The 12,116-nt window shown below is 55.3% G+C and carries 6 protein-coding genes; 4 read left to right on the top strand and 2 right to left on the bottom strand.

The genetic code is table 11. The annotated features are described in order from the left end of the window. Positions 1–53: 53 nt before the first annotated feature. From rpsP to SH287x_RS01590, 4 genes are all read left to right on the top strand, one after another. Positions 54–413 (top strand): 30S ribosomal protein S16, encoded by a 360-nt coding sequence (rpsP, locus tag SH287x_RS01605; RefSeq protein ID WP_479516692.1) that lies wholly within the window; start codon positions 54–56, stop codon positions 411–413. 126 nt (positions 414–539) lie between these two features. Continuing rightward, positions 540–1,214: a tRNA (guanosine(37)-N1)-methyltransferase TrmD gene (gene trmD, locus SH287x_RS01600; RefSeq protein ID WP_479516691.1), complete on the top strand. Its 675-nt coding sequence runs from the start codon at positions 540–542 to the stop codon at positions 1,212–1,214. A 125-nt stretch (positions 1,215–1,339) separates the two neighbouring features. Further along, positions 1,340–1,705 carry a 50S ribosomal protein L19 gene (gene rplS / locus SH287x_RS01595; protein ID WP_479516690.1) on the top strand — a complete coding sequence of 122 codons (366 nt, stop codon included), beginning with the start codon at positions 1,340–1,342 and terminating at the stop codon, positions 1,703–1,705. 802 nt (positions 1,706–2,507) lie between these two features. Next, the gene (locus tag SH287x_RS01590) at positions 2,508–3,056 is read left to right on the top strand and encodes an FkbM family methyltransferase (RefSeq protein ID WP_479516689.1); all 549 of its coding nucleotides are present in this window, start codon (positions 2,508–2,510) and stop codon (positions 3,054–3,056) included. A 215-nt stretch (positions 3,057–3,271) separates the two neighbouring features. Here the strand turns inward: SH287x_RS01590 and SH287x_RS01585 are convergent, their stop codons facing one another. Then, positions 3,272–4,927, bottom strand: coding sequence for a glycoside hydrolase family 5 protein (locus SH287x_RS01585; RefSeq protein WP_479516688.1), 1,656 nt, complete (start codon positions 4,925–4,927; stop codon positions 3,272–3,274). A 130-nt stretch (positions 4,928–5,057) separates the two neighbouring features. Further along, positions 5,058–12,008, bottom strand: a complete 6,951-nt coding sequence (locus tag SH287x_RS01580) for a beta-ketoacyl synthase N-terminal-like domain-containing protein (protein ID WP_479516687.1) — start codon at positions 12,006–12,008, stop codon at positions 5,058–5,060. Between the last annotated feature and the right edge of the window lie 108 nt (positions 12,009–12,116).

Raw genomic sequence — 12,116 nt, 5'->3', positions numbered from 1 at the left:
GGATGCGGAAAGATGTCGGTCGGTGTTTTGCCCGGTCGAGCGAGGAGGATTGAGTGGCAGTTCGGATTCGTATGAAAAAGATTGGGCGTAAGCATCGTCCATTTTACCGCATCTGTGTGATGGATTCTCGCGTACACCGCGAAGGCAAGGCGATTGAAGAAGTCGGCTGGTACGACACCTCCATCGATGACAAGTCCCAGCGAGTGAAGATCAATCTTGAACGCGTTGACTACTGGGTCAGCGTGGGCGCCAGCCTTTCCGATCGAGTGGCGACACTTGTGAAGAAGGTCAAAACCAACAAGTTTGGCGTGAAGGCAGCTCCACCAGCTTTGATTGCTCCGAAGGTCAAGGAAGCTCCTGCTCCTGAAGCCGCCGAAGCGCCTGCTGAAGGTGGTGAGGCCTCCGCCAGCTAGTGGGACGACACTCTGTGATTGCAGGTTGCTGAACTCGTTCGCAGGCTCATGGGCCTGTGTGCAGTTCCAGGCTTAATCTGTCAAAATCAGAAATGAAGCTCCACTCGTACGCTGAAAGCGATTGTCATGCGGTTCGATGTTCTGACACTTTTCCCCGGAATCTTCTCGGGATACTTGCAGCAAAGCCTTCTTAACAAGGCCATTGCTGCCGGTCTGGTCAGTGTCGATCTGTGGAACTTTCGCGATTGGACAACCGACAATCATCATTCGGTCGATGATAAGCCCTATGGCGGTGGCCCTGGGATGCTGATCATGTGCCCTCCGGTCTTTGATTGTGTCGAGCATGTGCAGGCTCAGGGGGAAGCCCCGGGGCAACTGATCATGTTGACTCCCTCAGGAAGAAAACTCGACCAGCGACTGGTGGAAGAGCTTTCGACGCACAAAAGACTCGTGCTGATGTGCGGCCGATACGAAGGTTTTGATGAGCGCATCAGCGAAGGATTGAAACCGATGGAAGTCAGCGTAGGAGACTTCATTGCCAATGGTGGCGAAGTTCCTGCCATGCTTCTCATCGATACGGTGATTCGATTGATACCCGGTGTTCTCGGCGACGAGACCAGCCATAAATATGAGTCATTTGCCGAGAGCGGGCTGTTGGAATATCCACAGTACACTCGGCCACGCGAATATCGCGGAATGAGAGTTCCCGATGTTCTCCTTGAAGGAAACCATCAGGCGATTGCCGCCTGGCGAACCGAACAAAGCCGTCAACGAACCTTGACTCGAAGACCACCGGCCTGATGGCCTGAGCTTCGAGAGCAGGCCTCTGACCAGGCCAAGTTCATAGCGAAAACATTTTTTCATCGCACATTTTCATCCGGGGATGCTGAATCCGCCCGGTGATGAGCAGTAAGAGGATCAAGATCATGCAACACAAGCTTTTGCAGGCGGCTGAAGTATCCAGCCTGCGTGCAGATACTCTGGAATTCGAGATTGGCGACACGGTCGACGTGCACCAGCGAATTCTGGAAGGTGATAAAGAGCGTATTCAGATTTTCAACGGCGTGGTCATTGCCCGTCGTCATGGTGGCACTCGCGAGAACTTCACCGTCCGCCGCATTGTGGCGGGTGAAGGGGTCGAGCGTACCTTCCCGATCCACTCCCCCAAAGTGGCCAAGGTCGTTGTGAAGCGGCATGGTAAGGTTCGCCGCGCCAAGCTGTTCTATCTCCGTGACCGCGTGGGTAAGGCCACCCGCCTCACCGAACGTCTCGCCCGCAAGTCAGACGATTAATGCGAATCGCCACTTGAAATGGCGCGTTGAAAATCACGAAGCCATGCTTGCTCAACGCTGCGGGCACGGCCCACTGAGCAGAGACCGCCTTTGAGACAGATATCCAGAGGGAATCACTCCCACTTCAAGCTCGGTGCCCCTCCAGGCACCGAGCTTTTTTGCATGTGTGCCGAACATTCACACGACCGTCTTTAAGGTCACCGTCTTTAAGGCCAAAGAGGCCCTGAAAGCGATTTGTAAACTCAAGACGATCAATGAAATCTCTCAAAGTCTATCCGGGAAGGCTCACTCTCCCGCTTGTGGGGTTGGGGTGAGGGCCGATCAACCAGCCGTGTTCCCAAAGCCAAGACCAATCCCCGCATCCGGCCAGCGTTTCAGTGGGCCGCTCAAAATTGCTCAGGCAATCTGCCAAGCCAAATTCAATGCATCCCCATGGACTGATAGGAATTGATTTTTTCAGCCAATCTTCGGTATTCTCGGCCCGTTCAATTAAAAAATGCGGATTCCGTCACAAAAAAGAATATGTCGTATAAAAATGGCTAAACCAATCACCTTTAAAAGGTTCCTAAAAGGTCTGGATGGTTGCCGGCGAAAAATGATGAGGCTGCCGATGCTGATAATTGAAATCGGCTTAGTGAGCAGCTTCACCCTGTTGACCCAAAGGCGGGGAAGAATCCCTGGTGAGACTTATCCTCTCAAACCGCGGCATGCGAATCACAGTCTTTACTACAGGCACGGTTCTTCAGACTTCCTGGTCTTCAGACAAATCTTTATCGATTTCGAATATGGGCCTTTGTGTAACATGCAAGAGGTTCGTCTCGTAGTCGACTGCGGCGCAAACGTGGGTTACTCCTCCGCTTTCTTTCTGTCGCAATTTCCCGCTTGTCATGTCATTGCCGTGGAGCCGGACTCGGGCAACTTTGCCATGCTGAGTCGTAACCTGCATGAGTATGGTTCCCGTGCGGAAGCTGTCCATGCGGGAATCTGGTCTCAGGATGCCCCACTGAAGCTCTCACAGGAGCGTTATCGCGATGGGAGAGAATGGAGCATCCAGGTTCGACCGTGTCAGCCTCACGAAGAGCCTGACTTTCAGGGTGTGAGTATTGCATCGTTGTTAGATTCATCGGGGTTTGACCGAATCTCTTTACTGAAGATCGATATCGAAGGCGCCGAGGCGGTTGTCTTCCAGGGAAATGTCGACTGGCTTGATCGCGTCGATGCGATTGCGATCGAACTCCACGATGACAGCAGTTTTGGCCGGGCGACAGAAGTCTTCCATGCGGCGATTCAAGGGCGAGGTTTCAAGACCTCTCGGAGTGGCGAATTAACCATCTGCCGCCGAGTCAAATAAGACGCATTCCCATTTGATATATCGCTCTGTGTGGCATGCTTGAAGCATTGGGCAAGCATCTTTTTGCGATCGTCAACGCCACATTTCCAGTGGCGATTCATATCAGTTCCAGGATGTCAAACGCCCCGTTGAAGCGTGGAAACTCAATGACCGCCCCATGATCCCGTTCCGCCGCTTAACTCGCTAGATGGGAAATGACAGGGACAATATCAGGATCACTTTCCGAACAAGGCGTCGTGCATGCCGGGGGATGGGGCGTTGCTGGCCTTGTCCCAATAGTGGAAGCCGGCTTTCCAATCCCAGAGTGCCCAACCAAAGTCGGCCTGCTCAATCGCTTGCCGAAATTCACGATAATAGTTGGTACGGGAAGCCTCATCCGCCGCTTGATAGGCACCGAATTCCCCATAATGAATGGGACGGCCGTAATAGTCCGACCATTCTTTCGCTCGCTGCACTGACGACTGCAGCACTCTGGCTGAAGACGGGTTTTCTGATGCAGGCAACGTGTTGTATCGCTCCAGCCAGTCTTTCACATAAGGCTTGACACCTGCGGGAATAGCGAGCGGCTTTTCCGGTGGGCCGGGAAACTGGATTCCCTTAAGCGGCTTGACATCATCGCTGGAAAACGTCGTCGCCTGATGAGTGAAATAGAACGGGTCGTAAGAGTGAACGGTGACGATCAGATTCGTATCGTTCGCAGGCAGCACCAGATCAGGAAGCTGGTCAACGGCGTTGTAATGCCCCGGGCCGACAAACAGCGTTCGCGTGGGATTTGATTTGCGAATCAGCTCAATCGTTTCTGCATAGATGGGATTCAAAACAGTCGTTGTGGCCGCATCTTTTGGCTCATTGAGCAGTTCAAAGGCCAGACGATGGGAACGCCTGGCATAGCGATTGGCAACCTGTTCCCAAATCTTGAGAAACCTGGCTTTTTGAGCGGCAGGATTAGTCGTGAAAGCGTCGAAGTGATGGATATTGATGAGCAGGTTAAGGTCGTGTTTTTCTGCCAGATCAACCATTTCATCGACGGTCTTCCATAGCCCCGGCTCAATCACAAAGTCTGGCCCTGCTCCCGTGTAGTGCTGCCAGGCAATGGGCAGGCGAATGTGATCAAAGCCTTCCTTCTTTGCATTGGCAAAATCTTCTGCGCGATAGGTCTGCCCCCAGTCTTGTCCCCGGGGAGCTTCCAGCCAGTTGCCAAAATTCGCCCCTTTTTTGAAGTGAGCCAGGGCTTGATGAGCCGGTGTGTCTTGAGAAGTGATGCGGGGATTTTCCAACATCCCCGGCGGCAATACGGCTTTCACCTTGAATGACAGGCGAATCGGCACGCCCGCCCGGGCATTGAACGTGTTGACAATCCGGTCATCATGCCAGGCCCGCAGGACTGTTCGCGTGAGGGTGGGATCGCTTTCATGAGGAAGAGAGACGAACTGTGAGTTTTTCCCTTTCCACTGGGTGGGATGTGGTGCAGTAACTTCGATCCAATCGACTTCGGCCCTGGCCCGCTGTTGTGGTGCGGCTTCAATCCAAGGCCCCATGAGCGCCACTTCGACCTGCCCCGAATTTTCTGGCGTGAACTCAAATTCAATCGTTCGCCAGGAATGGGTCACAATGGGAGTGAAGACGGTGTAGCCCCGGAGTTGTTCGTCCGCCGTTCGCCAATTCTGTCGTTCAAAATGACCATTTCCAGACAGAAACTTGCCCTGGGAAATTTTGCCGACAGCCTCATCCGCCCAGAGATCAATCCGCCCGTTGGTGGCCCGAACGGAAGGGATCGTCACCTTGGCTGAGGGCTGATCCTCGGCCCACAATCCCAAGGAAGGCATGGTGATCAATGCCAGACAGCACAGCAGGCGACGCAGATCCATCATGATGAGGTCTCGCAAGAGGTGAGCGTTCCAGATTGCTCACACACTCTACCAGAAATTTCGGCGGTGCTTGAAATGCCCTTCCTTTCTCGAAACATCGATCCAGGCACTTGATGATTTCCAACCGGCCTCTTTATCTGCCGATCTCTGCGCGGATCGTCCACCCCTGCATCTGATAGATCACTCGACCATCGACTTCCAGCCAGCCGTTCGCGGTGACCGTTTGATTGAGTTCATCAACCGACACGATCTCAGCTTCAACGGTCACCAGTGAATCTTCAGGAATCACTTGTCCGCGATAGACCCACGCATGAGGCGTTCCACAAACCGGAGTCTGGAAGGAGACACCTTGGCCTTGAGCAAAAGCGCTGCCCCAATGCGCCATCATCCAATGCTTGATGACCTGAAGAAATGCCTCCAGTCCCAGCGATCCAGGCATCACCGGGTCTTCATAGAAGTGTGCCCGATAATACCAGGCGCCGGGGTCAACGCGTGCAATCCCGCGCACAAAACCCACCAGTTCAGGCTTGCCGGGGACTGATTGAATACCCGATGTGCAGCTCGTGATCTCGTCGACAAACGAGTAGCTCTTTTCCGGAAAGGGAGACACGAGTGAGAATGGTGTCAAAGGCAATTGAGGCTCGTGGATGACGCGCTTGGCGTCGCGCAGCCCCACCTGATTGGCTAACGAAGCTGCTGAAAAGAAACCAAAGTACGTGGTTCCCGAATAGACCAGTTCTTCGCGAGTCCGCATTTCCATCGAGAAATGCTGAATGATCATGCCGCCCGACATTGAAGCCTGCGTCATTTTGGCGGTTGTGGTCAACGTGCCGATCTCTCTTGTGACCGGCCTGTGCTGCGTTGCTTTTCCTCCCAGATTGCGGAACTTGATATCGGTCTCACTGGTCAATGCTGATCCTGCATAAGCCGCCAGCCAGCCGCAGGGTTGTAATGCAGTTTCCAGCAGCACGGAGAACGGCATTTCTGCTTGCCGGTTGGCCGTGAAATACCAGGCATCCACAGGAACATCATATTGAGCGACACAATGACAGCCAGCCTTCATGACAAACGGTGGCCCACCGACTTCAACAATCCGATCCAAAAACTGAAATGGTGGCCCAGGCAGCCGGGCAATCTTTCGTTCTTGATCGAAGACGGCATACTCCGGCCCAAATGCTTCTGAGGGTTTGCCAATGGAATAAGCTGTAATGCGTTCCAAAGGATAGATAGCTGGCCGCACGTCATATTGAGGCCGGCTTCGCCCATCGACAATTTTCTCTCTCTCTGACTTCTCAGCCTCCTCTTTTCTCACTGCCCACAACGAATCGACGCGCTCTTTCGTCAACCCCGTCATCTTCAGCGACATGTTCGTAATTTCGACGATCGGCTTGCCATCAGCAAACATCAACGCATCCGCCAGGCAATACGCATCGGGGCCGTAACCCAGTTCTCGAATGGTGACCTCATACCAGACTTCTCTGGTCGATTCGAGCACCTGTCCCCGGCACTTTAACCGGCTTTGCACACCAACAATCGGTTCACAAACAACCTGCCCCGTTTCTCCGATCCAGCCCATGCGCAGCAGATAAATCCGGAGTGTGTGCAGACAGCATTCATACATGAGCGTGCCGGGCATGACATGGTCATCACAGAAGTGGCACTCAAGGAACCAGTCATTGGGATGAATGTCGAGAGCCGCCTTAATACGCCCCAGGCCATACTTTCCACCGCCCGGTTCAATCTCCAGCACGCGATCCACCAATCGCAGTTTTCCACCCGGAATCGTGCAGGGTTGCTGTAAGGCCAGGTGACGGAACTGCTCGCCAAACGCCCCCACAAGGTTGCCATTTCGCAAGAAGTCAACCTGTGTATCGGTCATGCTGCCGGATGTGATGGCGACAGGCTCGCACCAATTTTCGGGAAGGACTCCGGCACGCGGTTGCTTATCCAGCGTGCTGTGGATGATCCCCTTCCCTTGAGCCAATGCCGCCTGTGTAAAGAAGCCCGCACAGCCTTCCCGCATGGTCAGCAATGGTTCGCCATTCACCGTGCCGTCGAACTCAAACTTGAACAGCCAGGTCTCCCCTTGCTGGAAAAACTTCAAGATCCGAATGTCATAGACAATCGTCTCTCCCGGCACCGGTAATCCCCGATGAAAGGTGACAATTGCGTCCAGTAACCGATAAACGGCGAGGCCTTTTGTCTGAAAATCAATCCCCAGCCAGCCCGACAAAAACAGATCCGCCTGCCCGGATTCCACGGCAATGGCCGTAGGGATTCGCCCGCCATCCAGATACCAGCGGTCGGACGTGACGTCGTGCTCGGTCACCACCCGCCCCGAGGTCATGGAAAGTGGTTCCCCTTCGATCTGAGTAATGCGATCCACCAGCATCAGCGGCTCATCAGGCAGGCGGACACGTGTGGGGTATTGATCGACTTCCGCAAACAGTGGCCCCAACGCTTCGCCAATTTTCCCGATGGCAAACGCCATGCACTTCTCTCGTGAGAGAGATCGCGGGGGAGAGGTGGCCTCTGTGGCATTTTGGAAGAGTTCAGTCTCTCCCGGCCCCGACTCACTGACAGGCCATTCGTGTGACTCTTCCAGTGAGCCAGTCTGATTGAACTGAGCCAGTCGGGCTTCAAAGGCAAGATAAGCGGCTTCAGCCGGATCGAATGAAGGGGAAGAATCCGTGGTCATGGAGGTCGCACTGAGTGAGTGGTGGCTGGATGAAGTGGTGATATCTGCTGCCAGGGAATGTGATGAAACAGATGGTTCTAAGTGTCTGTCCGGGATGTCTCCCTCTCCCCTCGTGGGAGAGGGTTGGGGTGAGGGGGCCGATGAACCAGCCGTGTTTCCGAAGCCAATGCCCATCCCCTCAACCGAAGTAGAATTTGAGCGTTTTTGAATAGCCTCTAAGTCAGATGGTTCGAGTGAACCTGGCTCATGTTTGACGAAGCTGGCATGGCTCATGATCCCGGTTAAGGCCTTCGCCATCCCGCTGCCCACCTGAGGCCGATGTTCCCATGCCAAACGGCGTATTGGAATCTCGACCTGCGGGCCAGAGGAGGAATGTTTCGTCTTACGCAGACCTTTAACAGCCAATTCCAAAGCGGTCGGCTCAAAGAGCGGCAAGAAATTGACCGGCACGCCGCGAACAGCCAGCCAGCCCAGAGTCCGCAAGAAATGACGCACAGGGTGCGCCGTCAACGGACATGCACTCCGCGCGAAAGACGTCGCTCTGTCAGACCCGATGATGTCGTCAATCAACCGCGAACAATTGCTGCCTGGGCCAATCTCCAGAAACGTCGTCGCGCCATCACGACGGGCGGCTTCGATCACAGCAGGAAAGTCAATCGTGTGCAGTGCCTGAGCCGTAATCGCTTCCGCACAGGTGGCTGTTGAAGGAAGATAAACATTCGCTGTCGCTGTGCTGTAAACCAACACATCAAGTCGCGGCGACACCGGCAATTCATGGAGCGCCCGCCAGGCAGACTCCACACGCTGAACCAGATTCAAATGCACGGTGCTGGGAGCTGTCAGAGGCGTCCAGGGAATGGCCAGTTCGTTCCTTAGATGTTCGATCTGATCCGCATCACCACCAATCAGGCAACGCTTCGGCCCAAGCACAATTAATAAATCAACACGCGGCAAACGGGAGACTCGCGTCCAGAGTTCTTCCGCCGATCGTTCAACCACTCCACTGGCCCAGGGCACCTCTTCATCGGCAGGAATGCCCCACGCCTCGCGAGCAATATCAAAAGGAAAAGTCAGCTCTCCCGCGAACAGTCGGGATTGCAGCATGCGCCGAAGCATTTCGTCCCGACTCTGCCAGATGCGTAAACCAAAAAGTGCTGCCGATTCTCCCAGACTGTTGCCAATGCTGGCGTCAGGACGAACGCCCAATTTCTCCAGCAGGTCGCACATCAAAGTGGCAATCGCCACTTGGCCAAAAATCATGGCGCGATGATTATCCCCAATCGCGGCTGATGATTCACCGTTCCATAGCAAGTCCGGGCGATACTGGTCGGCTAACCGCTCGTTCTCATGATCCTGCTGTTCCAGAATGGCAGGGAAGGCCCACCCCAGTTCTCGTCCCATGCCAAGAAAATGACTGCCGGAACCGGGAAACACAAAGGCCAATTTGCTGCCAGAAGCCGCTGCTGCCAAACCTGCTGGGGCCTGAAACAAACATCCCTCTTTTTGAAGGACAGTCTGGCCAACCTCACTGGTTAATTGCTCGAGCCGAGTCGTCAGCCCCTCCTGCGAAGAGACCATCAGCACAGCCAGCGGCTGCCGTTGGTTTGAAGACGCGTGAGCTTTCAGGAATTGCCGCCAGTGAAGTTCAGGTCGCGAATTTTCACCACTCACGCCGGCAGAGAACATGCGCCACTCAGCGATCAATTCATGTGCCCGATCACTCAGAGACGCTGAACCCGACGGCCAGATGACGAGTGGCAGTTCCTCGGTATTGCCCACACCAAGAGAAGCAAGCCCCAGGAATGGCTCGGGAGATTCAACAAGTTCCAGCGATCCCCAATGCCCCGCAGGAGACGATTGCGTCAACATCGTACGGCGTGCCCCATCGGCCCGATTACGCAACCAGAATTGCCACCCGCGTGCTGTATGCCCCAGAGCATCGCGCGCTCCTTTGGGAAGTTGTCGAGTGGCCAGACATGCGATGGCCGCCACAGCATCCACCATACCGGAAGCGGCACCGACTGGCCCCAACTGCTCTGTCAGTGAAGGGAACGTCGCCGAGGGAATCGAAGTCGTGTCTGGTGAATATCCCGAAACGACACTTCCGACCAGCGCCCAGACGGTATCGCCATCGCGCTGAGCATCGGCCAATCGCTTCAGAACCAAGGCCCCCGCACCGTAAGTGGCGTGTGTGGGAAGAGTCTCTGCAAAAAGCCCTGTCTGATCCGCATCGGGCAAGTCGACAGCCCCGGCCATAGCCAGATCAACTTGCCTTGTTCTCAAGGCGTTGACCGCCAATCGAATCGATTCCAACCCGCTGGCTTCTTCGCTGGAAAGGACAAACGACGGCCCGCCACAATCGAGTTCACGTGCCACCCGGCTGGCAACAATTCCGCCCAGATTTCCCATGACGCGGTTAGGGGTCAAAGGGGGATGCAAACCATTGAGTAAGGCCGCTAGTTCGGATTCATCCAACGTTTCACCACGTGCGGCCGATTCGCGAAGTTCCTGCTCCAGCCGCCAACGCAAATGAAAGTTCGAGGATTCCAGATCCAGCGCAATCCCAACGAACAGCCCGCACCGATCACCCAGTGGCCCGTCAATTCCCGCATGAGCCTTGGCTTCGCTCGCGATATCAAGCATCAGCCCCTGCTGCGGCAGCATGTCTAACTGCTCGACAGGTGGTATCCGAAATCGCTGCAAAGGCCATTTCAGGCAGTCGTGATTTACATCTGGCTTTTCACGTTCGGGATGCCTCTGGCTCCAGCGTTCCAGCAATTGCTGGAGTGATGCGCCACCCAACGACGCCGCAAACCCGATGACGGCAACCGCCTCGGGATCATCCACCGTTGAGGCCGTTTCAGATGCGACATCAGCCGCCACGCTAACTTGTGAAGAGGAATTTCGTCCCTGTTCTTCGACATCGCGCCAGGCCGCTTCGGGGATAAATTCTTCGACGAGCAGATGGCCGTTAATCCCACCAAACCCAAAACCATTCACTGCCGCACGGCGGGGACTTCCGTCTTTTGTCATTTCCCACGGCTGGCTTTGAGCCAGTGCTTCAAAGCGAGAATCGGCACTTTGCAGCGGGCCGGCGGGTTGTTCATAGTTTGCTGTGCAAGGGAGTGTCTGGTGCTTCAACGCCAGAAGAACTTTCATCAATGCCGTTGCGCCCGCCCCTGTCAACAAGTGACCGACATTCGATTTCACAGCCCCCAGCACACATTTTCGAGATCGATGAGCAGCCTCTTTCCACAGTTCATGCAGACTGGAAATCTCGACCTGATCGCCCACTGGTGTGCCGGTGGCATGACACTCAATGAGATCGACGCTTTCGGGAAGCCACCCCGCCCGCGCATAAGCCTCCCTCATCGCTCGCAGCTGCCCTTCACTGCGCGGCGAAAGCAGACTGCCACCGCGGTCATTCGAGAGTCCTGCATCCACAAGAACACCGTGAATCTCATGCCCTGCTGCGAGAGCATCTTCCAGCCTCATCAGCAGGAACATCCCCGCCCCTTCGCCCACCACCAGCCCATCGGCCCGAGCATCAAGTGGACGACATTTCTGCCCTGATGAAAGGGCCTTGAGCTGCGAAAACCCGATCTGCGTGTACTGGCAGTCGGGACGGGAAAGCCCTCCCGCCAGCATCAGATCAACGCGCCCGGCTCGCAGTTCCTCCATGGCCAGATGAATGGCATAGAGCGACGACGCACAAGCCGCATCCAGAGTAAAAGCCGGGCCACTCCACCCCAGTTCTCGTGCGATGATGGCGGCGGGAAAGCCCAGGGCATACCGATTCATCCCCGACCACTTATGGCCAGACACTGCATGACCAGACACGGCATGACTGAACGCTGCGGTCTGCCCGATGTTTTGCCCCGGAGAAGCGGATATCCACTCCAGATACCGCTGGCCTGAAACCTCCCAGCTTAGATCATTGAGGGACTCGATCGGGAGGGCAATGCTTCCCAGAATCACACCACAACGTTCGGGAGCAAATTGATTCAACCGCCAGCTACCAGTGGAGGACGCACTGGCAATGGTGTCCGAAGCGGTGTTGAGACTGAGACGGAAAAGGGGATCCAGCCGGTTCCATTCGGATTCTGAGATCGTGCTTAATCCACGAGACGGGATCAGCGACCAGGCTGCGTCGTCGAGATAACAGGCCCAGTCTGAAAGTGCTCGATCAGGCTCTGGATGGGGCCGGGTCGCAAAGCAGGATTCCAATCGCCAACGACCAGCGGGAACTCGTTGGCCCAGATCCACGCCACCAGCAAGATGCTTCCAAAATTGATCGAGGGAGACACTCCCCGGAAAGCGGCCACCCAAACCGACAATGGCAATTTTGGAACGACAAAGACGGGATTTCTCTGAGCTGATCGACACGGGCTGGCACATCACTCGAAAGTAGGAGAAACCGCACGACAAGCGCCGTCCCGGCACAAACCTTCGCCCAGAGACTCCGCGCACCCCACCCAGTTTAACCTCACAATC

This window comes from Planctopirus sp. SH287 (genome assembly GCF_056500625.1).
Note: the sequence above shows the minus strand (reverse complement) of the source record. Positions and strands in the feature narration are given on the sequence as shown.

Bases quoted from the DNA above. Each gene is read 5' to 3' on its own strand.
- trmD (WP_479516691.1), top strand. From the start codon at position 540: ATGCGGTTCGATGTTCTGACACTTTTCCCCGGAATCTTCTCGGGATAC.
- rplS (WP_479516690.1), top strand. From the start codon at position 1,340: ATGCAACACAAGCTTTTGCAGGCGGCTGAAGTATCCAGCCTGCGTGCA.
- SH287x_RS01590 (WP_479516689.1), top strand. From the start codon at position 2,508: ATGCAAGAGGTTCGTCTCGTAGTCGACTGCGGCGCAAACGTGGGTTAC.
- SH287x_RS01585 (WP_479516688.1), bottom strand. From the start codon at position 4,927: ATGATGGATCTGCGTCGCCTGCTGTGCTGTCTGGCATTGATCACCATG.